Below are 24821 nucleotides of genomic sequence, written 5' to 3'. Positions count from 1 at the left end.
CTAACAAACAATATCTATTACACCACCACCAAGAACTCGACTTCCTTCGTAGAATACGACAGATTGCCCCGGTGTAATGGCGCGTTGTGGTTCCGTAAATTCAACTTTCATAGTACCGTCCTCTGTGAAAGTAACAGTACATGGTGATGGTTTCGCGGCATACCGAATTTTACCTTCTGCTTGTAATGATGTGGGCACAACTCCGTCTAGGAAGTTATAGTTTTTACACAACATCGTGCGAGAGAATAAACTTTCATTAGGACCTACGATAACCTCACTCGTTTCGCCATCTAATTTCACAACATAGAGAGGATATGCATAGGCAATGCCCAAGCCCTTACGTTGTCCAATTGTATAATTGTATAATCCATTATGCGTGCCTAACACCTCACCATTTTCATGGATAATACGCCCTGATTTAGGTTTCGATTTCGATGTTTTTTCGATAAACCCTTGGTAATTGTGATTCGGCAAGAAACAGATATCTAAGCTATCTGGTTTATCCCATACAGGCAATTCTTTTTCATGAGCCATTTCGCGAGTTTTCGTTTTTGGTTGATTCCCCAAAGGAAAGACTAAATGTTTTAAAATATCTTGAGTTAATGTGTACAATACATAACTTTGATCCTTCGTTGGATCGTCACCTTTATGTAATTCATACCGCTGTGCTGCCTCATTGTACATAACCTGCGCATAATGACCTGTCACCATGTGTGTAGCCCCTAAGGATAAGGCACGTTGTAATAACAAATCGAATTTAATATTGCGATTACAGAACACGCATGGATTCGGTGTACGACCATTGGAATATTCCGTGATAAAGTAATCTACTACATTATCTTTGAAAATATCTTTCGCATCTACTACATGATGTTCAATGCCAAGAAAATCGCACATCTTCTTCGCATCCACCACAGCTTGGGGAATTTCGTCTTCCTCCGTGTCGCTGACCCACAAACGCAAGGTAATACCAAATACCTTATACCCCTGTTCTAATAACATTGAAGCGGTTAAAGAACTATCTACGCCACCGCTCATAGCTACTGCATATACTTTGTCCATATTATCTCCTACCATCAAATTGATACATCAAAACAGATTGAAAGTCTGAAGATGTATAATTGAACAAAAAATTATACTTATACATATCAATATATTATATCGTATTTTAGGGGAGTGTGACAATCACTTAAACGTATGATAGCTCAAATCGGTTATGATAACTAATAGAAAAACCACTTATATAGAAAAGTGGTTTAGAGATTAATATTATGTTTTTCTGCGTACTTTAAAGTTTTATAATATTTATAATATGATTCTATCGCTTTTTTAGGAGCTTTGTCTGTTAGTTTAAACTTCACTCGCCCTCTTCCATCTCTATATTCCGTATACCATTCTTCATTTTCTAAGAAATACGGCATATCCATCATAGTATCATCCCTCCATTTTTTAGAAAATGTACTTAAAATTCTAATTCTTTTAACTTTTCTCTCGCTTTATTAATATCTTGTTTTCTTAAATTGAAATTAAAAATTGAACACATATATAAAATTGTTCAAAATTTTTTTAAAACTTAAATTCCTCTTGAAAGCATCCACTGGAGACTCATATCCCAAAATCTTTCTGGGTAATGTATTTCACTAAGCTACAGAATTGTTTAGGACACTTTCGGGAACACTTTTTATGGGAGTCCCTTTAAGAATGCATCGTCGCAGTAATCCATTATGGAGTTCATTAGAGCCACGATCCTAGGCAGAGTTAGAATGGGAATAATATACCTGTATGCCCAATGCTGCCAACTTTGAAATACTAGCAAATTTTCGACCGTTATCTGCAGTAATTGTATGACATACTTTGAGCAATGGTAATTTGCTTTGGACTGAAAGCAACCATTCTTTCAAGTTTTCTTTCCCATCATCAGCTTTTGCTGAAGTACATCGCAAAACCACATATAAACGGCTTTTTCGTTTTTCAAAGGTAAGTAAAATATTACCTTCTTTATCTTTGATACCACGAACACTGTCTAGTTCCTAATGACCGAACTCAGTCCGTTCATCTACACTAGCTACTCGTTAACCAATCGATCTTCCTAATGCACGTTTATCTTTTCTAGTATGTAACTTCTTAGTGGATCTCTTTAGTAATAGCACCAGGTCTAGCCCTTTCACATTGATGAGACCTAATCCTAGTTAGTTATAAAATGTTTTTGTACATACCATCTGAGATGAGAAAAACAAGTGATTAGTTTGACATCTATATTAGATAGCAGTATATTATAGATAAATAAATTACTTAGATAGCGTAATATTTTAAAGAAAGAGGTAATGTCTATGAAGTTAATCAAAGAGTTTTTTGAAAGTCTCGAGCCTGTAGAAGATTTAAAATATAAAAAAGAATTGTTAGAGTTACATAATGAAATTGAAGATAGTTTATTAAAAGAGTATTTGAATGAATCTAGTAGTTTATATATCTGTGCTGAAGGTGGTCGAATCGTAGACCATTATTTTGACTGTATGTCTAATTTAGTATTCAAAGATTATGACACATATGAGTCATTTATTGAAAAGGAAGGAAAAGACAAAGACAAATATGTCGAATTTAAAGCTGTTGAATTTTGTTGGTGGTTGTATAAGTATATTATTGGATTACCTACTATTCAGGATCTTCGGGAATCATTATGTTTAACAAGAAAGACGGCTGCCTCCTTCCTTATGATTCCTAGCAGAAGTTTTGAGAATTGGGAATACGGAAGAAGTACACCGCCACTCTATGTAGAAAGATATATCTTTAAAACTCTTCTTTATAGAATTGAAAGAATGTGTCGAATGCGTGAACTGTGGCAATTCAGCTTCGATTTGGACCTTATGCATAAATGGTCAATTAGATTATTATTAATGACGCCAGAAGACATAGAAGAGTATATCGAAAATAAAGGCTCTATTGTGCCATTCTTGTCGAGAAAACTTGCAAATGCGTAATCTATAATAAGAATACCGATTTGCAATGATTAGTAATTTCTTGAATCGCGCGCTCTCTCTGTCCACTTTAGGCATGTACTGTCATAGAATCAGTACAGATAAAAAATAGAAATAAAAATAAGTCAACGAAAGCTGAAATTGTTTTTATAGATGCTTTGTCAAATGTGGGGGCTACTCATATAAAAAGTTCTTAGCGCTAGCTATCTAAATAGCTAGTGCTATTCTTTTGGCTTATTGTATATATCTTTCTATGTTAGGTATGCTGTATATCTTAAATATCTTTCTAAAGGCTAATCTAAGCCCATATGCACGCCGTAGGTCATCGGATATACGTAATATTTCTAACAGCTTTATTCGCTCGCTTTCAGTTAATTTACCTGGGTTCTTCATAAGAACCCTTCGGTTATATTTGAGTGTTCTAGAATGTGCCACTAGCCTCTTTTGCTCACGCTTGCGTACACGCTCAAGAGCCCAATCGACCAAGCGACACACATGATAACGATCTGCTACAATATGCGCGTGAGGGAACACCGTTTGCATCACTAACCTAAATAATGGAGACATATCCATAATGATGTATTTAACCTGTTCTCTAGCCTCTTTAGAAAAGGTTTTGAAGTATTGGATAAGAGCTTGCGTATTTCGTTTAGGTAAAATATCTACGATAGAATGATTGTTTAAATCGGTTATGATAACTTGGTACATTTGACCTTCGGCATTCCCTTTATATTTATCGATACCCAGTACAGTAGGCAATTGTGTAGGCTTTGGAATGGCTAATTTAGAGCAATACCGAATGACTGTAGATACAGAGACGTCACTGCGTTTAGCCATCTCAGTGTAGGATCCTTTTTCACCTAATTGTCTAAATAGATACTCCATATTAGTTTTACTGAGTCGCAAATAGCGGCAAATAAAAGGGTTCTTTTCTATGAAAGTATGATTGTATTCCTGGCACTTGTAACGTCTCTGTAAGTAGGTAGCAGTCACTCTGTGATGCTGTGCAGTACCAAACTTAACCTCTCTCGGACGTTTACCTTTAGACTTTCTAGTGCTTGCTCCACAATGTGGACATACTTGCTCAGCTACCGGCATCTCAAGTGTATAGTGAATAGAACCATCTTCATTAACTTTCATATATTTAATATGTTCCTCTTTAATTTTAAAGACAATTTCTGTATAATTGACGTTAGACATATATGACTCATCCTTTCTTAATGGTTTGGTTGCTTTTAATGATACGGTATGAGTTTGTATATGTCTATTTTATTGCAACAAAAAATGTTGGCGACTACTCTTATATGAGTAGCCCCAACATTTATTATAGAGCCGATTTTTATATTTCCTCGTCTTTTTCTATGATGGGACTTTTGCAACAGCCCCTTTTTCTTTTATAGAACTTTTGCGTCATATACTTCTTCGGGCTTGGCGGCTAATAGTCTTGCTGCCATATCTTTTTTCATCTGAACCAAAGTAGCCTCTTCTTCTTCACTTCTATCTTCTTTTCTTGCTAATTCAACAAATTCTTTTAATACAAAGCCTGGTTTTATGGTTATAACAACTGTTTTATCTCTATATTTGAATTTAAAATAATATCTTCCATGAGGACTTTCTAAGATTCCTTCAGCTTCTTTTAAGTTAATGTCAACAGAAATTCTACCATCTGTTACGCATCTTGTTACCATTTCAAAAGCATCTATCCCTCCTGGTCCCGGAAATGCTGTAATCAGATATATCTCTCTTCTTTCTAATAATTTCCCATCATTTAAAAGTGGAAATGCTCTGCTCATGACCTGAAATGCATGAGCTACTCCCCCAGGATAACCTACGCCATGATAGTTTAGTAAATCATCAAAGCTATATTCTAATTCTTGTCCCTTTTCTAATACTTTTATTTTATTCATTCTTTCTCCTCCATTTAACTACTTACGCAATATTGTAGCAACTTCATCATCTGATAATGTGTAATCATATACATATTCAAAATATTTCTTTAACTCTACTTCCATGTCCATGTCTGAAAATAATTGTGGATACTGGATTTTTGCAGCCCATTTAACCATAAGCGGAGTTTCAACCCCGGGTGGATCCCACCTATAAACACCTATAGGAATTTTATATACTTGTTTATTAGCTACAGCATTAATTATTGACCAATCTCTACCTTCCTGCTTATTTTCAATAAAGTCTTCCGGCATTAAGTCTGACTGATTTCCTAAATAAATGATATCAGGGTTCCATAGTAGCATCTGCTCCATGTCCACTTCAGCTAATTTACCTTCAAGCTTGTGGGCCGGATTATAAGCTCCACTTGGGTTCATCCAATGGTTGTATTGATTTACAGCTATTTTCATGTCACTATAAAACTCTACAACTTTTGGTTTATCTTCATCTTTTATTTCAGCTAACTTTGATGCTACTTCATTAATTCCTTTGTCCATATATTCAACTAATAAGTCGCCACGTTCTTTCTTTTTAAGTACTTCAGATATTATTTTTATATTTTCTTTTATACTGTCAAATTCTGCCCTCTTTAAAGCTACTACCTTAAGTCCTGCCGCTTCCATTTTTTCAATTTCTTTTTTACCATTTGAATAAATAAACACAACATCTGGCTTTAGCTTCAATAACTCTTCCACGTTAACAACTGAGTCTTTTGAAACCCATTTAGTATTCGCATTAGCTAGTTCTGGATACATGTTTTTTAAAACACTTTCCTCAAGGGCCTTAATAGAAGATGGGTTACTTCCTACAATTTTATCTGTCCTTCCATCAATTGCATATATTATAGACGGAAAAGGCTTATCTACCGTTGCAATTCTTTCCGGTGCTTTTTCAAATTTAATCGTTTTTCCTCTAACATCAGTAACCGAATATCCGCTTTGATTGTTTTCACTGGTTTCATTTTTATTGCTTTGAGAGTTGCCGAAGCAAGCATTTAAAATTAAGACTAAAGCTAAAATGAATAATAAACTAATACTTTTTTTCATTCTTCTTCCTTTGAAAATTATATACTTAGTGGATAAACTCTAAACAAATCTGCAACTTCTTCTCTTAATATATGAGGTCTTTGTCTAAGAGCTTTACCAACTTCTATCTTTCTTTCTAAATCAACCTGATTAATTCTTTCTTTTAATTTGCTTTCTTGTTCACCCCTTTCTTTTGCAGAGTATGGTTTTTGATATAGGGTTTTAATTGCTTCATTAATTTCATCTCTTGAATTAAAGGTTCCAAGTACAGAATCTATAAAAGGAAAGGACAAAACATATGCATATGCCGCCTGAACCAAAGTTTGGTCTTCTTTTATACGAATAGCGTTAAAAATATCTTTATAAAACAACAAGTCTCCTGTTGCCAGCGGGTTCATAGCTATTGTACCTATCTTTTTTTCATAAGTCTTCATTATTCCTTTTAATCTGTATTTGGAATTAATTATATTAAAACCCTGTAAGCTATAATCAAATTTATACTCCTCTATCATCTTAATTAGTTCTTTATTTTTTAAGTGTGAAGAAAAAGTAATATGCTTAATAAGCCCTTCTTCTCTTGCTTTTTCCATCTCTCTTATGGCTCCATAGCTTTTAGCTCCTCTCCATTCTTCAAAAGATTTTACACCCCAAAGACAAGTAAAAGAGTCAATACAACTTATTCCTAAATTCTTCAAAGAATTTTCAAGGTTTTTTCGAAATGTTTTAGAGTCTCCAGCATGCGTCTTTGACATAATATAAAATGGTTTTTTTTGCTTCTTCATTTCTTTTATTGCTGTACCTAATATAAGTTCTGAACAATTATTTCCATAAGTATCGCTGGTTTCAAAAAAATTTATTCCTTGTTCATATGCATAAAAGAAATTTTCTGCATGTTTATCTATATCTTCTGGATTCTTTAAGTGATGACTTCCCATAGATATCCTTGAAATTTGTATGTCTGTAGATCCTAATTTTCTATATTCCAAATCATTAACCTCCTTTTATTGGTTCTCAATAGTTTTATATGGTGCTATTGTTTTGTATTCAATTTCTTCTGCTTGAAAATTTAAAATTTTAACTTTAACCTCAAAATACTTTTGTAAGTTGCTTTCAGTAATTGTTTTTGAACTTTCATCAAAGGTTTTTTTGTAGTCACTACCGATAAACAAGGTTTTGTCAGATATCTGCAATGCATGACCGGGAAAATGAGTGTTTATTATGCAAGCAGATTTTTTATTTACATTTATATGTTTAATTGCTTCTAATATTCTAATTTGATTCTTCATATCCAGATTTGACTCGGGTTCATCTAAAATAAGCAGTTTTGGATTAGAAACAAGAGCTCTCGCAATCATAACCATTTGAAGCTCTCCCCCGGATAACTCATCACAGTATCTATTTGATAGCTTTTCAACTCCTAATTCTTTTAAAGCTTCATAAGCTTTTTCATAATCTTCCTTCGTGGGTATATGGAAAAAGCTGTTTTCCTTGTCTAGGCCCATCACAACCATTTCTAAAACCCCATAACTAAAGACACTCTTCTTAGCTTGAGGAACGTAGCTTAAGTTTTCCCATAATTCTTTTTCACCATATTCATTTACATCTTTGCCAAAAAGCAAGGCTTTTCCCGTGTCCCATTTTAAAAATCCCATAAGACACCTTAACAAAGTAGTTTTGCCCACCCCATTGGGCCCAAGAATGGACATTACTTCTTCTTCTCTTAAATCAAATGAAATATCTTTTAAAATTTTTTTCTTACCATATGAAAAAGTACCATTTTTAACTTGTAGTATCATCTTCTCTCACCTGAATTTTTTCTAAGTATAGTAGCGAATAATGGCGCTCCTATAATAGCTGTTAATATCGAAATAGGAATTTCATTGCTTGTAACTGCTCTTGCAAGGGTATCTATCAACAATAAATAAATTGCACCCATAACACAACAAGTTGGAATAAGGTACCTATTATCATTTCCAATAACCATTCTTGCCATATGGGGAATTACTAAACCTATCCATCCTATAATTCCACATACAGAAACTGTAGTTGCAGTTATCAATGTTGATAATAAGATAACCCCAATACGTAATTTTTTTACATTAATTCCTAAAGACCTAGCCTCGTCAGAATCTAGAGATAAAAGATTCAATTTCCACCTTAAGAGGAAGAAGCCGAAAATACAGGGTATTATTATTATTGAACAAATAGCAACATCTCTATAGGATACACTTGCTAAACTTCCCATCAACCACATAGTAATAGTTGGAAGCTTGTCTTCTGGATCTGCTATATATTTAGTAAATGATATTAAAGCATCAAATAGTGACTTTACAATTACTCCAGATAAAACTAATACATACAAATCTGTTCGTTTTTTTACCCTAGATAGGTTTAAAACTATATAGACTGCTAAAAGCCCCAAAAACAAAGAAACCTGCTGGGTTACTATCATGTCTTGAGATAATAATATAGATAAAGCTGCCCCAAAACCTGCTCCTGAAGACACTCCTAGTAAGTCTGGGCTAACTAATGGGTTTGAAAAAACAGTTTGATATGCTGCCCCTGCCAGCGATAGCCCAGCGCCTACTAAAACTCCCATAAGTATTCTAGGTAGTCTTATGTCAATCACTACGCTTGCTACATGTGCATCTAAGCCACTAACATCTCCAGTTATTGTTTTGTATATAATCATAAATACTTCATGGGGGCTAACTGGATATCTTCCTAAACAAATAAAAGTTAGTATTAAAAGCAATAACAATACAGAGAGAACCAATATGCATAATTTTTTATTTTTAAAGATGCCTTTTCCCATTTATCCAGCCTTTCTAATTAATAGTAAACATCTTTTGATATCATAAAACCTTTTAACATCAAAATAAAGTTAAGAACTGATTTACTTTAAATTTGTATGTGATAATCTATATCAATTATATTTCCTATGCCCTGTATTGTCAAGCCAAATTTCACTCCCGTCTTCCGTCGAAGTACTATGAAAGTTCCGACGTTTTAAATTTCTAATAGCCTATTTAATTTTACGCAATTTTTTTAAACCCTTTATTTTAAAGGCTTTTCTTGCACAAAAAATATTTCAAAAAATTTGATTAAATTTTTAAAGTATGTTATAACCATAGTACTTCATAGTACTTTTATTTTAGAGGTGGTTATGGCTTATTTTTTGAGAAAAGAAAAGAAGAAAAAAGGGACTTATCTTCAGATGTATGAATCATTTTGGGATAAGGATAAAAAGCAACCGAGAACAAAAAATGTAAAATCTTTTGGTTATGTTGAGGATTTGATTTCAGGTGAGATTCCGGATCCTGTTAAATTTTACAGCGACTATGTAAAAGATCAAAATGAAAATAGAACAAAAGCTCTTTCTGAAGAATCACGTCCTCGTGCATTTTTTACCCCTGTTGAACTTAATATAGGACACTTCTTGCTCTACTCATTAATTGATGAGCTTGATGTTAAGGAAACTATTGATATAATTGCTTCTCAAATGCGTTTTCAGTTCTCTGTATTTGACTTAATTACTCAACTTATTTATGCAAGGGTTATATCACCATGCTCTAAGTCAAAGGCAGCCTCTCATGTCTTTCCATACCTTTATGGCAGCTCAACAATCTCTGAAGACCAAGTATATGACGGGTGTTCTTTCATAGGAGAGTCTTATAAAAAGTACATTGATTTATTTAATCACTCTTATGAAAAATATTTTAAAAGAGATTTAAGCAATGTATTTTTCGATTGTACTAATTATTACTTTGAAATTGATCTTCCTAGCGATGACAAGCAAAAGGGACCTTCAAAAGAGAATAGGCACTCTCCGATAATAGGGCAAGCTTTACTTTTAGACACTGATCTGGTACCTGTCTCCATGCAAATGTATCCCGGAAATGAATCGGAAAAACCATATATCAGAAAAGTTATTGAAGAAATGAAGCAACGACATAACGTATCAGGTAAGACCATACAGGTGGCTGATAAAGGCCTTAATTGTGCAAGAAATATTTATACTGCCGCTAAAGAAGCTAATGACGGCTATATATTCTCAAAATCAATACATGGTAAGAATCTAAGTGAAAAGGAAAAGAAATGGATTCTACTTGAAAATGACGCAAATGTCTTTTCTAACTACACTGATGAAAAAGGTAATATATCTTTTCGTCTTAAATCATGTATTGACAGCTTTGATTACAGTTTTAAAGAGATTGATCCGGAAACAGGAAAAGAAAGTGTTACAAGGTTCTCTGTAAAGGAAAAGCGTATCGTCTCTTATAATCCTAACCTTGCAAAGAAACAAAGGCTTGAAATAATGAAGATGGTTGATAAAGCTTCAAAGTTTTCTACATACAAAAATATAGCAAAAGATGAACTTGGAGATTGTGCTAAATATGTAGATATTATAACTAAAGATAGTGCAGGCAAGACAATAAAGCCTATAATAGATTTAAATAAATCTAAGATTGATGAAGACCTTAAATATGCAGGATATAATCTTTTAGTGACATCCGAGATAGATATGGAGCCTTTACAGGTATATAAAACATACCATAGCCTATGGAAGATCGAGGAATCTTTTAGACTTACAAAATCATACCTGGATGCAAGACCTGTTTATTTACAGAAAAAAGAAACAATCTATGGGCATTTTTTGATATGCTACCTTAGCTTGTTTCTTTTAAGAGTATTAGAAATCAAGTGCTTCAAGAATAAAATAAACTCTTATGACTTGATCAACTTTATGCGTGATTTTAGGGTGGTAAATAAAGGTGATAATACATATATCAATATATCAAGAGATCAGGCTATTAACGAAAAGATTAAAAAACTGGTTGGTTTTAGTAACCTTGATGCCCTCTATTTAACAAAAGCTGAAGTCGACAATTTCTTTCAAAACTGCATGCTCTTGGATAACTAGAGTACTAGGTTTTGAGAGAAACGACGGAAGTCAGGTAGTATAATAGAGACATATCAAATGAGAGGTGTTCCGATATGTCTTTTAAGCCAAATCAAAATCAGCAGATTACCCTGCATGACAGTTTTATAAACCAAACGCCAAGAACACAAAAGATGATCATGAATTCCTGGTGTAAAGATTTTGCCGATATTGTCTTTCCGGCAATTAATGAAGAACGTTTTTCTGTACTTTATAGTTGCAATAGCGCATCAAGGCCAAATACACCTGTTAATTTTACGGTTGGTAGTCTGATACTCAAAGAAAATAACGGCCTTACTGATGATGAACTTGTTGAATCTATCTGTTGTGACGTCCGCTATCAGTATGCACTTCACACCACACATTTAAAGGAACAGCCTGTCAGTGACAGGACGTTCAGCCGTTTCCGCGAACGACTTTACAACTATGAAATGGAAACAGGCCGTAACCTCCTTGAAGAGGAAATGATGCATCTGGCAGATGTATATGATAAATATATGAACCTCAATTCCAATATCAAGCGCATGGACAGTCTGATGATCGCATCCAGATGCAAACGTATGTCTCGGCTTGAAATCATATATCAAAGCACTTCCAATGCCATTCGTCTGATCCACAGACTTGGTAACGAGGAATTGATCGCTGCTGACCTTATGCATTACCTGAATGAAGATGACTACAACCGGGCCATTTACTATTGCAAGAGTGACGATGTCATGCCCCGTTTAGAGAAAGCACTTCAAGAGGCCGAAAAAGTCAAAGAACTCATGTCAGATGAATCCTGGTATGAATTTTCTGAGTATCAGCTGCTCATACCTGTTCTTGCTGAACAGAGCAAGAGCGATGTGGACGGAAAACTCTGCCCAAAAACAAAAATGAAATTACTGCATCCAGTCTTCAGAATCCATCGGATCCGGATGCAACCTATCGGAGTAAAGCGGGCAAAAATCATAAAGGCTATGTCTGTAATCTTGTTGAAACGGTTGGCGAAAATGGTGACAGCCTCATTACCATGACTGGGTATGAGCAAAACATACACAGTGACAGTGCCTTTTTCAAGGAATATCTTGAACGTCGTGCAGAAGATGCCGAACCCGAAATCATGATTACCGATGGAGCTTATGGCGGAAACCTGCAGATGCAAACCTCAAAGGAAAAACTACGCAGTTCATGTTTCGGCCACCATGGCAGAAAGAGCTCGATACATGGAAAAATTATCCACAGACAAATATATACAATTGACGAAAAAGCGGAACGCAGTAGAAGGAATTCCATCCGTACTGCGCAGACGTTTTCGTATAGATGATATACCGACATTCGGATACCTGAGGTCTAGGCAATTCGTTCTGCTCAAGATCGGGACATATAATTTTAACAAGCTGTTAAGACATAACCGACGCATAGGGGGACAGTCTGCCCAAAATCTGGCAATAGCCTAGAAAATAGTGGAAGATACCCCTGCATATAAAGCAATATCATAAATAATACAATAAATTTTCACTCGAAAATAATTTAGGAGAGGAAAGTGGGCGTATAAATATCTGCTTTTGACACCCTAACCAAAATATATCTTTAGGCTTTTTTTAATCAGCATAAAAGATCATGATAAGAAAATCTGATTTTTGCGGCCGGAATTTAATTCTAAATAATAGCGATAATATCTGAATTCTCTTTTATCTTAAATTTATTAAAATATGCCTTTTCTTTAGGAATCCATTTTTTATTATATTCCTGCAGTTTATCGGCTCCCTCCCTAATGAAAAGTCGGGTTTGCTGCCTTTCCACTGTGATATCCAAAAAGATTTTAAGATCATAGATTTTAACAAATCTTGGATGCAGAGAATAGCTTCCTTCTATCACACTGATATTTGAATACCGCTTTATACATTCTCCGGATTTTGGAAAGTCCATTATTTTACAATCAAAGGGACGGTATAAAATATTTTCCTTGAAAATCAGTTTATTAATAACCTCATTTTCAAAGCGTTCATAATCTATATTTCCTCCGATTTCAAGAAGCCTTCCCTCTGTCCTTTGATGTTTTTGAAGATAAAAATCGTCAGTATGAAAAACTGTGGCATTATATTTTTCTTCAAGTATATCTGCAAGAGTGGTTTTACCGGCTCCGCATCTTCCGTCTATACCGATAATTAAATCGGATTTTTTTAGAATCATTGTATCTATAACCGAATAAATATCTTTTATAAGCATAATCATATACCGGTATTCCTGAATTTTAATAATTTTGCTCCGGAAAGTGCAGTGATTATCAGCGGAATAAGTATTAATTGAATTATTATACCGGGTATTGCATTAACAAATGCACCCGCAAGGAATGCCGACAGGGTAAAACCTGTTCCCTTTACATTAAGTAAAACAAGCTGTGATAATCCCCATATCACCCTTCCTGCAATCATTGCGTTAATAAGTGCATAATAAATTTTATATAATCCCTTTAGAGAGGATTTAAAAAACAGATGTCCTGATACACTGCCATAGGCTGCCATTTCAAATGCCATTGATATTGCAACAGGATAGACGGGCGGCATCCCAAAAAGGAAGGAACGAAATAAAGGAAGGATAAAGCCCAGTGCAAAACCGTACTTCCGTCCGCAAATAAATCCGCACAGCAACACCGGTATATGCATCGGCAAAAGCATACTGCCAATAGCAGGTATTTGTCCGGTAAGAAATGGAAGAAAAAGCCCTATAGACAGTAGCAATGCACTTATTGACAGTTTTTGTATATTATTTTTATTCATAATTACCTCTTATAAGATTATAGCATATTAAATATATAATATTTCAAAATAAACAGATGTAATTTATAATGTGAGTATTGGGATTTTTAATTTTAATGGGTGTCCATTTTCATTATATAACTAAGAAATATCTTGTTTTACTAAGTTGGCAAATGCTTTAACGACTTCCCATTCATCTTCGTGCAATCGGATTTGATGACCTTGTTTAGCCTCGCTATATCCTTTACGCCACCCAACTTTACGGCCTGCACCTTCTCGTGCTCCACCTCTAGGCATCCTTATCACCACCCATGAATTTAGCTATAATTGTAATTGCATAGCTAACAACAAAGCCATTAATCCATGAATTCCAATCTAACCCTGTGTAAATTTTGGCGATAAACACAACAATTACTAATACTACGTACACTTTCAATATTGTTTTCATACTTTTCACGTGTCACAACGGATATATATTGAGAGATTTCTTCTAGCAGTAAGGCTACTATCGAACCGACAATCTCCATCCATTCTTTCTTTCACATCGTCCCCCTTTCCATACTAGTAAAAAAATATTCTACCCTCTATGTTTTAATATTTCTTCCGCAGCCCCCAAGATTCCTAGCATGGAGTGTTCAAACACAAGTCCGCCTTGCATAAAGATGGTATACGGTGGTCGTACAGGTCCATCTGCACTTAGTTCAATGGAAGATCCTTGTACAAAGGTTCCACCTGCCATGATAATTTTATCTTCGTAGCCAGGCATATCTCCTGGGATTGGATGTACATGGGCATCTACAGGGCTATAGGCTTGCATACCACGGCAGAAGTATTCCATTTCTTCTGGTCCATGTAAGTTAATAGCTTGGATCAAGTCAAAACGTGGTGCATCGACTTTTGGAAATACCTCATATCCCAATAAGGTTCCCACCGCTGCTGTATAGACTGCCCCTTTTAGAGCTTGTAATACTACATGTGGTGCTAAGAATAGTCCTTGGAAGAATAAGCGATATCCCGGTGCGTAGGATCCCATATGGTCTCCTAAGCCTGGAGCTGTTAACTGATACCCCACTTGTTCCACTAGGTCATCTCGACCTACCACGTAGCCACCGGTAGGCGCAATACCGCCACCAGCATTTTTAATGAGGGAGCCTGCCATAATATCGGCTCCTACTTCTAGAGGCTCTCTAGTTTCTGTAAATTCACCATAACAATTATCCACAAAGGTTATGGTCTCAGGATTCACTTCTTTTACAGCTTTCACAATGATACCAATGTCTTCTACAGATAAAGGTTCTCGCGTACTATACCCTCTAGAACGTTGGATGACCACTACACGAGTGTTTTTTGTAACAGCTTGGCGAATGCCCTCTAAATCGTAAGTGTTATTCACCAAAGGAACTTCTTTATAGATGAAACCTTGCTCTGTTAATGATCCTGGCACATGGCGTGATGCACCAATGACGGATTGCATCGTATCATATGGTTGCCCTACAGCATAGACAAACTCTTTTCCTTTCGCCCCGTTTCCTAAGATAGCTTGCAATGTGGTGGCTAATGCATGGGTGCCGGACACAAAATGAGGACGGACGATGGCACGTTCTCCTTTAAATACGTGAGCAAATACTTCGTCTAGTTTCTCACGACCCACATCATTGTAACCATAGCCACTGGTGCCATTAAAATGATAATCTGAAAGCTGGCATTCTTTAAATGCTTCCAGTACTTTTTTTGTATTATATAACGCCACAGGCTCAAATTTTTTGAACTCTTTTTCAGCTAACTCAAGAGCCTGTTGACGGATTTCTTCTACAGTCATTCTATTCCTTTCTATGTATAGAAAACTCAAAACTAGTTTTAACCAGCTCCATAGCTTCCTCATAAATGCTTTCTTCACTGCGATTCGGAGTGATAGAAATCCACTGAATATATGGCATCCTTTTATACCACGTAATTTGCCGCTTTGCAAATTGTCGTGTATGTTGTTGGACTAATTCAATAGCTCGTTCTTTTGAATATTCCCCGTGAAAGTAAGGAATAATCTCTTTATATCCAATGCCTTTGAAAGCCTGCGAATCTGCTTTTACCCCAGCATCTAATAGGTGTTCTACTTCCTCGAATAAGCCATCTCGAACCATATACTCTACTCGAAGATTAATCCGTTCGTATAGTTCTTCCCTGGACCGTTCTAAGCCGATGACAGGACCATGAAAGACTAATCCTTCTTTTGATGGCGTTAATAAGGCATGTCCCTCACCAGCTAAGACACACTCGATCGCACGGTATAGGCGATGTTTATCTTGAAATGGTAAGGTAAGACCTTCTTTTTCAGCCAATTCATTAGCATAGGCTTGCAAACCTTCTAATCCAGAGGTATCAAAAATGTTATCTAATTCAAGGCGTAAACTTTCATTGCGAGGCACATCTAAAAAGTAATATCCTTCGAGCAAGGATTGCACATACAGCCCTGTCCCACCGGATAAAATGGGGATCTTACCATTTTTGTTAACAGCATCTATGACAGTGTTAGCTTGTGTATTGAACTCTGCCACACTATACGAGTCATTAGGCTCATGGGTATCGATGAAATAATGAGGCACTCTGTTCAATTCTTCAAGGGTAGGTTTGGCAGTGCCAATGGTCAACCCTTTATAGATTTGGTATGCATCCCCAGATAATACGGGAGATTGTAAGGTTTCTGCCATCCGCAAGGTAAGGGCTGTTTTCCCTACTGCGGTAGGCCCCAAAATAGTGATTAACTGATTCATCTTACCTCCTTTCATAGATACCATAGGCAATGGAACTATATTTACCACCTACCATTTCTATAGGTGGTATGTCTTTGAATAGACGACTGCCTTTGCGCTCTTTAATGACCAAACGTTTCGATTTTTCCAAGCCGAGTTCTACAATATCTGGATGTATCTTAGATTCTAGTAAATGACCACGCCACTGCTGAAATTGAGGACTTTCATAAACAGGATTTTCAAACATAGGGTCCAAATAGATAACATCATACCGATTAGGTTCTATCTGGTTTAAAAAATCCTGATAATTGCAAATGACCAGTTGAATACGGCGCAACGACTCTGTTACGCTTGGATTCTTATGTTGAAAGTGTCGAAATCCATAATTGGTGATATACCCCAAGATAGGATGTCCTTCAATAGCCGTATGACGTGTTAACTGTGGACAACCATAGCTGATAATAGCACTATCGGATCCTAAGCCGGCAGTACAATCTAAAACAGATGTGGCCGTTTCATAGCCGATAGCTCGCAGAAGATGGTCTGTATGTCCACGGTCGATTTCTAACAAGCGCAAATGTGCCATAGATAGATGAAATTGATGAGGTATTCCCTCTTTTGTTACAAAAGAAGGACCTTCCTTGGTCACTACTAAGGCACCCGCACAATGATGTGCATCTAATAATTCTTCCACGGACTGATGCTTACGCGGCACATAGGGCATTTGCAGGAGTTGACTTAGATCCTTAGCCTGTTCAATGAGATATGCATTTGTCTTTGAACTTGTGCTAATAAGATACATATTAACTCCGTAAAAATAATTTTCCTAATTCGTCTGGTGTAAATTTAATGATCGTAGGTCGTCCGTGAGGACACACATAGGGCTTTTCTGTGCTGAATAGGTCTTGCAGTAAAGCATCAATTTGTACCAAGTTTAGATTATGCCCCGCTTTAATGGCACCACGACAGGAAGCATAGGCCAACATTTCATGTCGTAATTGCGCTGCACTTGGACTTTGATGATCATGCATATAGGAAAATACGTATTGTAAAATCTCTGGAACTTTACTTTCAATAATATCCACAGGATGACCATCAATACGTAAGGAAGTGGGTCCTCCTTGGTCTACTTGGAATCCTAAGTCTAACAATGCATCTCTCTGTTCTTCCGCCAATGTTAATTCTTCCTCGCTAACATCCATGTACATAGGCATTAATAATTCCTGCATAGGAATGGACTCGGATGATTTGCATAGTTTGTCATACCGCACACGTTCGTGCGCTGCATGTTGGTCGATAATGTATAAATCATCGCCTTTTTTTGCCAAAATATAGCAAGAGGCTACTTGGCCCATAGGAAGTAATCCGTGATTAGCTACTGTTTTACTAGCATTAGTATCATATGAATTACCATGATCAGTATCATAGGAACTATCTATACCAAGAGCATCTCCAGTACGAGAATCACCTGCTAGACCTTGTACTGTACTTAAATATATCGATACGGATTCATTTCCAGCATGGTTTATATATGGCTCTACAGAACTTGGTACTAAATTAGGCCGTGATTCACGGATAGCTCTGAACCGATCTTTATCCTCTTGGGTATAACTTTTAGGCACAAAGTTTTCATTTACATCTAGGGTTTTGTTAAAGTTACCTTGCTCATACACAGTGCGCTGTGGCGCTGTATATCCCTTTTGACGGATTGTATCCACGAGAGCCTCTGTTTTTTCACGCATCACTGTAAATCCTTGGGAACGTCCAGTGAATACTTTATCGTAGTCGATGGCTGTAGCAATGGTTTCTTCTTGCTGGCTAGTCCTGTGATGAGTCGGATGTTCTAAGGCTTGTAAAATACTGTTATACACTGCTTTAAAAACCGGCTTATCGTCAGAGAATTTCACTTCACTTTTTCGTGGATGTACATTGATATCTACGGTCCCTGGAGGTACTACAATTTGTAACACTACCAAGGGATAGCCACCCTTCGGTAATAGGGCATGGTACGCTGTATCGATAGCCTTGTAGATAGCTTTGTCGGAAATAACACGTTGGTTTACGATGGTCGTCTGCCATTGACGGCTACTTTTTAGTACCGTTGGCTTGCTGACCACACCTTCCACATAAATACCTTCCGCCTCATAAGCAATGGGAAATACGTCTTCACTGACTTTAAATCCATAGAGAGCGGCGATAGTATCCACCATCTTATGATTCCCTGGTGTCATGATGGTAACTCGTGTATCAACAATACATTTGAAAGCAATATGGGTGTGGCTCAGTGCCAGTTTGCCAATCATATCTTGAATCTTATTCGCTTCTGTACGAGTAGATTTTAAAAACTTTCTACGAGCAGGGGTGTTATAGAATAAATCTTTCACCTCAATGGAGGTGCCCACTGATGTGCCACATGGATCGCAATCTACCATATGACCACCTTCGATATAAATCCGTGTGCCCATAGTATCCGTTTCCTGACGAGTCCGTAAGGTAAACTTAGATACAGAAGCAATGCTGGCAATCGCTTCACCACGAAAACCTAAAGAGGCAATATCGTATAAATCGTCGGCACTGCGAATTTTACTAGTAGCGTGACGCAATACGGCTAGCCGTGCATCTACTTCGGACATACCGCACCCATTATCGGTGATACGCATGTATTCGATGCCACCTTCTGCAATTTCTACTTCAATGGAAGTAGCCCCTGCATCGATAGCATTTTCTACTAACTCTTTGATAACAGAGGCAGGGCGTTCTACCACTTCGCCAGCTGCTATCTGATTAATAGTCGTTTCATCTAGGACATGAATGGTTGGCATTACTTGCCACCTCCTTGTTTCGCCTCTTCCTGTAAACGATATAATTCACTGATGGCCTCTATGGGTGTCATACTCATTATGTCTAGCTTTAATAATTGATCCAGAACAGGTTGTGTAAATAAATCACCACTCCCGAATAGAGGGCCTGTAACACTTTGTTTTTCTTTTTTCTTAGGCACTGCTTCCGATACCACTTTTCCATCTTCCAAATGAGATAGAATTGCGTTAGCTCGATCTAGAACAGCCTTAGGAAGACCTGCTAATTTAGCCACATGGATACCATAACTGCGGTCTGCTCCACCTTTTACAATGCGGCGCAAAAATAGCACATCATTGCCTTTATCCTTAACCGCCACCGTATAGTTTTTCAGTTTACTATATTGGTCTTCCAGTTCAATCAATTCGTGATAGTGAGTAGCGAACAAACTTTTACAGTGAATGGTTTCACAAATGTGCTCCACCACGGCACGAGCAATACTAAGACCATCAAAGGTAGACGTACCACGGCCGATTTCATCGAGGATGACTAGACTGTTGCACGTTGCATGTTCTAGGATATAGGATACTTCTTTCATTTCCACCATGAACGTACTTTGGCCTGTGGAAATATCATCGCTGGCACCGACGCGGGTAAAAATTCTGTCCACAGGAGCAATGGTGGCTTCTCTAGCAGGAATAAATGAGCCAATTTGCGCCATAATCATGAGCAAAGCCACTTGACGCATATAGGTAGATTTACCTGCCATGTTAGGACCTGTGATGAGGATAAACTCCTCTTCGGAATGGTTCAACACCACATCATTAGGAATGAACAATTCCTGTTTCAGCAAGGTTTCAATCACTGGATGGCGACCATCTTTGATGGAAATCGCCCCATTTGTAACAATAGTAGGACATACATATTTATTAGTAAAGGCCACTTCCCCTAAGCTCAAAATCACATCTAACTGTGCAATGCCACGAGCCGTTTCTTGAATCTCTTTAATATGTGCTTTAGCAATCAAACGCAAGTCTTGGTACAAAGAATATTCCAACTTTTGAATCTGTTCTTTTGCATTGAGCATTTTTATTTCAAACTCTTTTAGCTCTGGCGTAATATAGCGCTCTGCATTGGTTAAGGTTTGCTTACGAATGAAATAATCTGGTACGAGACCCACTTGCCCTTGGGATACTTCAAAATAGTATCCGAATACTTTATTGTATCCTGTTTTTAGGCGAATCCCTGTAGCCTGTTTCGCCTCTTCTTCTAAGCGATGTAGCCACTCTTGACTATTGGTAGCCAAAGAACGCAATTCATCTAATTCTGCACTGTATCCATCACGGATAACATGACCATCTTTCAACGCCAACGACGGCTGATCCACAATAGCGCGTGTTAATAGGTCACATAGGTCATTATGGGTGTGAATCATACTATGACAGTCTTGAAGAATATTAGAGGTACAATGTTGTATTACCTCTTGAATCATCGGTAAGACCCGCAAAGATTCTCGTAAGGATGTAAAATCTCTAGGAGACACACTCCCCGTTTCTACACGGCTTAGAATGCGTTCAAAGTCATAGACAGAAGTTAATAAAGAACGCAGTTGACTACGCATGGTCGGATTATCAATAGATTCACCTATGCCCATTTGACGGCGTACGATGCGATGGATATCCATTAAAGGATGCTCAATCCACTGTTTCAACATGCGAGCCCCCATAGGGGTTAATGTTTTATCTAGTACATCTAGGAGCGTACCTTTTTTAGATCCATCTCGAACATTTCTTGTAATCTCCAAATGGCGTAAACAAGATGTGTCCAATATCATGCGGTCTCCCACAGATAGTTGGTGCACATAATTAATGTGAGACGTATCTGTTTTAATAATTTCTTGTAAATAGAGAATGACATAACCTAAGGCTTCTAATACATCTTCTTCTAGCAAGCCGGCGTCAGAAAAATGTTCACGACCTTTTAGACGAATATTGTCTATAGTTTCTGTAGGCGTGAACGGAGACAAGGCTATGCCTGACATTTGACGTGTCAAAAAATCTTGGATACTAGTAGGTAATTCACTACTACCAGCTAGGATAAGCTCTTTTGGTTGGTACATAGTGAAAGCATCAAATAAAGAACTTTCACTAGAACTATCCATACGTTCCCAAATCACTTCACCAGTAGTGATATCTGTGAACAACACAATGCGCTGCCCCCCTGTTTCATAGGTCAAGGCTAAGAAATTATTTTCCCCATCTTTTGTACCGTTTTCACTGAGTACTGTACCTGGTGTGATAACCCGGATCACATCACGTTTTACGATTCCCTTTGCCTCTTTAGGATCTTCCACTTGTTCACAGATGGCTACCTTGTATCCTTTACTGATGAGTTTTTCAATATAGGATTCCGCAGAATGGAAGGGAACGCCACACATAGGAGCTTTATCTTCTTCACCCGCATTGCGACCTGTTAAGGTTATATTCAATTCTCGTGATGCGGTGATAGCATCGTCATAAAAAAGCTCGTAAAAGTCACCTAACCGAAAAAATAATAGTTCCTTCTCATAGCGAGCTTTAATACTAAAATACTGCTCCATCATAGGCGTTTGTTTCTTGCCCATCCTGCTAACTCCTTTCTATAGTACAGTGCCGTATAATACCCACGTTTGCCCTTTATCGATACGTACATCGATAGTATCCCCAATTTTTAAGGTCTCTTGTTTAGGGAATAGGACCATTTTATTGCCCGATGTACGTCCAAACCACATGTTTTCATCAGTACGGCTCGGTCCTTCTACGATGATATCGTAGACCTTGCCTTCCATGGCCTGATTCAACTCGAGGGAAATCTCATTTTGCACATCCATCAAGGCTTGTAAGCGAACACGTTTCACTTCCTCTGGCACTTGCTCTTCAAATTCCGCCGCTGGAGTACCAGAACGTTTGGAATAGATGAAAGTAAATGCCATATCATAGCGTACATCTTTCAATAATTGCAATGTTTGTTGGAAATCTTCCTCTGTTTCTCCAGGGAATCCAACAATAATATCTGTAGTGATAGTAACTCCATCGATTTTTTCACGGCAATATTGCAACAAATCTTTATATTGTTCCACAGAATAATGACGATTCATGCGTTTCAAAATATTGTCAGATCCAGACTGCACTGGTAAATGCAATTGTGTCACAATATTAGAAGAACGACCTAAGGCATCTACCATGCCTTTCGTCATATCTTGGGGGTGGCTTGTCATATAACGAATACGCTCGATACCTGGAATGCCATCTAAGGCATCTACTAAAGTACCAAAGTCTGTACCATCTTTAAAATCCAAACCATAGGAGTTTACGTTTTGTCCCAACAAAGTGATTTCTTTAAAGCCCTTTTCACCTAGTTCACGCACATCCTTCACAATGGACTCTACAGGACGGCTAATTTCACGGCCCCGCACATGGGGTACGATACAGTATGTACAGAACTTATTACAACCATTCATAATTGGTACCCATGCAAAGAAAGTACCATTTGGTTTCGCCGCTAGTTCTGGTAATACAGTGTTATCCATTTCTACATTGACTTGGCGTTTTTTCGTACGTTGCACTTCTTTTACCATTTCATTGATATGTTGGATATTATGCGTACCCAATACAATATCAATATGAGGTGCTCGTTTGAACATATCCGCTTGGTTCTTTTGTGCCATACAGCCAGTGATGGCAATGATTAAGTTTTTATTCTTTTCTTTCAAATGCTTTAACTCGCCAATACGGCCATAAATTTTATTTTCCGCTGTTTCACGAACGCAACAAGTATTTAAAATAATCAAATCCGATGAATCTACATCTTCTGTAGGTACATATCCAACAGACTCTAATTGATGTGCCAATCGTTCTGAATCACTTTCATTCATTTGGCAACCATATGTATAAATATAGTATGACTTCATATTACTCCTTATGCTTGTATTTTACTTTTGATGGCTCAATGGTGCCACCTACCTTAATGGCAAGCCTTTCGATAGACATGCCTGTAATATATTCAATTTCTTGACGTATCGTTTTTTGCAAGGTATCCATGATTTCCTTTACCACGAATCCTAGCATAACGGTAACGTCAATTTGTAAGATTAAACCATTAGTGACTTCTTTACTTTTCTTAATGTCCATACTGCGTACATCTGTCACACCTGGAGATTTTTCAATGCTATTCCTGATGAGTGCTTGAATCACTGCATCTTCAAAAACTAGTTTACCATAATAGCTAAAAGCTGGACGGATAACAGATTTTTCCCATCCTTCATCTTGTTTCGAAGATAATCTAGTTCTTCGCCAGAAAGATTTAATAGGGTCGATTAAAAAGCCTTTAAAATGAGGCTTCAATTCAACAGTTGGAACGGGAATAATATGCTTTCCTTCCTTTAATCTAGCGTGTTGTGCTTTTTCAATATCTTTTGGGGTGGCTACATCTTCAATATGGATATAATAGGACGGCCCAGGGATGCCGAGGGCTTTCGTGATTTTTCCAATCATATTTTCCGACGTACCTAATATCATAAGGCGTTCTGGTTGAATTTCATCTAGCGCTTTTCTTACGCTTTCTACCTGTTTTTTATCCTGAAAGATAGCACGTCGAACTGCTTTAATGCGATTTTCTTCTTTTTTTGCAGAAAAACCACCTACAATACGATTATTATGAATTAAAATTCCATCATCAATGATACAAGATGCGTGATGTTCATGTGCCACCACCAATGCTCTATGACTTTTACCTGTTCCGCTAGGGCCAATAAATGCGATTACATCCATACTACACCTCTATGCGCCTTGTAAGGCTTTCATAAAATTAGCTACCCACTCATGTTGTATTTCGTATTCTCCAAGACCGATACTTTCAGGGAAACGATCTTGAATGCCATGAAAGTCGGATCCACCAGATATTAACAATCCACGAGTCTCTGCAATCTTGCGATATTTAGTACTATCCTTGGTGGAATGACTAGAATGATACACCTCGACACCATCAAATGGTAGGTCTAGTAACTCATTCACATAGGTATCATTCTCTACTAGTTTCGGGTGTGCAAGTACAGCTATACCACTAGCACGATGAATCAAATCAATAGCTTGTTGAGGCTCATACTTTTCTTTTGGTACAAAGCAAGGACCATTTGGGTTTAACATCGTATCAAAGGCTTCTCCTACGGTTTCCACATACCCATGAGCAATAAGTAATTGCGCAATATGAGGGCGTCCAAAGGACACTGCATCAGTGAATGTATTTACTAATTCCTCGTAGGAAATATCATATCCTGCGTCCGCACATTTATCTACCATTTTATGAATTCTAGAGCGTCGTACTTCTTTAAAATGAGAAATATAATCCTGTAGTTCTGGATGCTCTAAGGAAAACTGATATCCCAACACATGAACTTCTTTTTCATGGTAATAGGTACTAAACTCGCAACCATGAAAGATTTGAATCCCTGTTCTATCATTTGCCGTTAATTGCGCATAGGCTCCTACTTCATCGTGATCTGTAATAGAAATAGCTTGTAAATGTTTTTCCTTTGCTAATGCCACCAAATCTCTTGGCATATATGTACCATCTGATACATTCGTATGCATGTGGAAATCGACTAACAT

24 protein-coding genes are annotated in these 24821 nt (G+C 37.2%); 4 read left to right on the top strand and 20 right to left on the bottom strand.

Going from position 1 to position 24821, the window contains the following annotated elements; translation table 11 throughout:
• The 3 genes from mnmA to EO113_RS01235 form a co-directional block, all read right to left on the bottom strand.
• Nucleotides 1-1062, bottom strand: coding sequence for a tRNA 2-thiouridine(34) synthase MnmA (gene mnmA, locus EO113_RS01240; protein WP_127135311.1), 1062 nt, complete (start codon nt 1060-1062; stop codon nt 1-3).
• Between the two features lie 194 nt (nt 1063-1256).
• The gene (locus EO113_RS08085; RefSeq protein WP_164726290.1) at nt 1257-1430 is read right to left on the bottom strand and encodes a hypothetical protein; all 174 of its coding nucleotides are present in this window, start codon (nt 1428-1430) and stop codon (nt 1257-1259) included.
• A 318-nt stretch (nt 1431-1748) separates the two neighbouring features.
• Entirely contained in the window at nt 1749-1949 is a 201-nt protein-coding gene (locus tag EO113_RS01235; RefSeq protein ID WP_164726289.1) for a hypothetical protein, read from the bottom strand.
• Between the two features lie 381 nt (nt 1950-2330).
• Between EO113_RS01235 and EO113_RS01230 the strand changes: the two genes are divergently transcribed.
• Nucleotides 2331-2978 carry a DNA-binding transcriptional regulator gene (locus EO113_RS01230; RefSeq protein WP_127060849.1) on the top strand — a complete coding sequence of 216 codons (648 nt, stop codon included), beginning with the start codon at nt 2331-2333 and terminating at the stop codon, nt 2976-2978.
• A 231-nt stretch (nt 2979-3209) separates the two neighbouring features.
• Here the strand turns inward: EO113_RS01230 and EO113_RS01225 are convergent, their stop codons facing one another.
• From EO113_RS01225 to EO113_RS01200, 6 genes are all read right to left on the bottom strand, one after another.
• Nucleotides 3210-4175 carry an ISL3 family transposase gene (locus EO113_RS01225; protein WP_127135309.1) on the bottom strand — a complete coding sequence of 322 codons (966 nt, stop codon included), beginning with the start codon at nt 4173-4175 and terminating at the stop codon, nt 3210-3212.
• Nucleotides 4176-4369: 194 nt separating this feature from the next.
• The gene (locus EO113_RS01220; protein ID WP_127060854.1) at nt 4370-4882 is read right to left on the bottom strand and encodes a hypothetical protein; all 513 of its coding nucleotides are present in this window, start codon (nt 4880-4882) and stop codon (nt 4370-4372) included.
• A gap of 18 nt (nt 4883-4900) precedes the next feature.
• Entirely contained in the window at nt 4901-5968 is a 1068-nt protein-coding gene (locus EO113_RS01215) for an ABC transporter substrate-binding protein (RefSeq protein WP_127060856.1), read from the bottom strand.
• Nucleotides 5969-5985: 17 nt separating this feature from the next.
• Nucleotides 5986-6933 (bottom strand): aldo/keto reductase, encoded by a 948-nt coding sequence (locus EO113_RS01210; RefSeq protein WP_127060859.1) that lies wholly within the window; start codon nt 6931-6933, stop codon nt 5986-5988.
• Nucleotides 6934-6948: 15 nt separating this feature from the next.
• Entirely contained in the window at nt 6949-7743 is a 795-nt protein-coding gene (locus tag EO113_RS01205) for an ABC transporter ATP-binding protein (RefSeq protein ID WP_127060862.1), read from the bottom strand.
• Nucleotides 7740-8762, bottom strand: a complete 1023-nt coding sequence (locus tag EO113_RS01200; protein WP_127060865.1) for an iron ABC transporter permease — start codon at nt 8760-8762, stop codon at nt 7740-7742. Before EO113_RS01200 ends, EO113_RS01205 begins: the two co-directional genes overlap by 4 nt.
• Nucleotides 8763-9113: 351 nt before the next feature.
• Between EO113_RS01200 and EO113_RS01195 the strand changes: the two genes are divergently transcribed.
• From EO113_RS01195 to EO113_RS08295, 3 genes are all read left to right on the top strand, one after another.
• Nucleotides 9114-10871, top strand: coding sequence for an IS1634 family transposase (locus EO113_RS01195; protein ID WP_127060867.1), 1758 nt, complete (start codon nt 9114-9116; stop codon nt 10869-10871).
• Nucleotides 10872-10945: 74 nt separating this feature from the next.
• Nucleotides 10946-11905, top strand: a complete 960-nt coding sequence (locus tag EO113_RS08215; protein ID WP_240633645.1) for a transposase — start codon at nt 10946-10948, stop codon at nt 11903-11905.
• A gap of 96 nt (nt 11906-12001) precedes the next feature.
• Nucleotides 12002-12328: a transposase gene (locus EO113_RS08295; protein ID WP_127060870.1), complete on the top strand. Its 327-nt coding sequence runs from the start codon at nt 12002-12004 to the stop codon at nt 12326-12328.
• 202 nt (nt 12329-12530) lie between these two features.
• On the opposite strand, the gene EO113_RS01180 is transcribed toward EO113_RS08295, so the two are convergent.
• The 11 genes from EO113_RS01180 to EO113_RS01135 form a co-directional block, all read right to left on the bottom strand.
• The gene (locus EO113_RS01180; RefSeq protein WP_206168639.1) at nt 12531-13106 is read right to left on the bottom strand and encodes a shikimate kinase; all 576 of its coding nucleotides are present in this window, start codon (nt 13104-13106) and stop codon (nt 12531-12533) included.
• Nucleotides 13103-13651, bottom strand: coding sequence for an ECF transporter S component (locus EO113_RS01175; protein WP_127060873.1), 549 nt, complete (start codon nt 13649-13651; stop codon nt 13103-13105). The genes EO113_RS01180 and EO113_RS01175 overlap by 4 nt, the downstream gene beginning before the upstream one ends.
• A gap of 120 nt (nt 13652-13771) precedes the next feature.
• Complete coding sequence (locus tag EO113_RS08080; RefSeq protein ID WP_164723725.1) at nt 13772-13927, bottom strand: hypothetical protein; 156 nt, start codon at nt 13925-13927, stop codon at nt 13772-13774.
• A gap of 280 nt (nt 13928-14207) precedes the next feature.
• A complete protein-coding gene (locus EO113_RS01170; RefSeq protein ID WP_127135308.1) occupies nt 14208-15449 on the bottom strand; it encodes a methionine gamma-lyase family protein in 1242 nt (413 codons plus the stop codon).
• A gap of 1 nt (nt 15450) precedes the next feature.
• On the bottom strand, nt 15451-16398 hold the full coding sequence (miaA, locus tag EO113_RS01165) for a tRNA (adenosine(37)-N6)-dimethylallyltransferase MiaA (protein WP_127135307.1): 948 nt from the start codon (nt 16396-16398) through the stop codon (nt 15451-15453).
• Between the two features lies 1 nt (nt 16399).
• Nucleotides 16400-17179: a class I SAM-dependent methyltransferase gene (locus EO113_RS01160; protein ID WP_009352774.1), complete on the bottom strand. Its 780-nt coding sequence runs from the start codon at nt 17177-17179 to the stop codon at nt 16400-16402.
• 1 nt (nt 17180) lies between these two features.
• On the bottom strand, nt 17181-19199 hold the full coding sequence (gene mutL, locus EO113_RS01155; RefSeq protein WP_127135306.1) for a DNA mismatch repair endonuclease MutL: 2019 nt from the start codon (nt 19197-19199) through the stop codon (nt 17181-17183).
• Nucleotides 19199-21799, bottom strand: a complete 2601-nt coding sequence (gene mutS, locus EO113_RS01150) for a DNA mismatch repair protein MutS (RefSeq protein WP_127135305.1) — start codon at nt 21797-21799, stop codon at nt 19199-19201. Before mutS ends, mutL begins: the two co-directional genes overlap by 1 nt.
• 15 nt (nt 21800-21814) lie before the next feature.
• Entirely contained in the window at nt 21815-23125 is a 1311-nt protein-coding gene (gene miaB / locus EO113_RS01145; RefSeq protein ID WP_127060886.1) for a tRNA (N6-isopentenyl adenosine(37)-C2)-methylthiotransferase MiaB, read from the bottom strand.
• A gap of 1 nt (nt 23126) precedes the next feature.
• Entirely contained in the window at nt 23127-23984 is an 858-nt protein-coding gene (locus EO113_RS01140) for a hypothetical protein (protein WP_009352777.1), read from the bottom strand.
• A gap of 9 nt (nt 23985-23993) precedes the next feature.
• On the bottom strand, nt 23994-24821 hold the full coding sequence (locus EO113_RS01135; RefSeq protein ID WP_127135304.1) for a PHP domain-containing protein: 828 nt from the start codon (nt 24819-24821) through the stop codon (nt 23994-23996).

This window comes from Veillonella sp. 3913 (assembly GCF_003992235.1).
Classification (GTDB): domain Bacteria; phylum Bacillota; class Negativicutes; order Veillonellales; family Veillonellaceae; genus F0422.
This window is presented reverse-complemented; position numbering and strand designations above follow the sequence as displayed.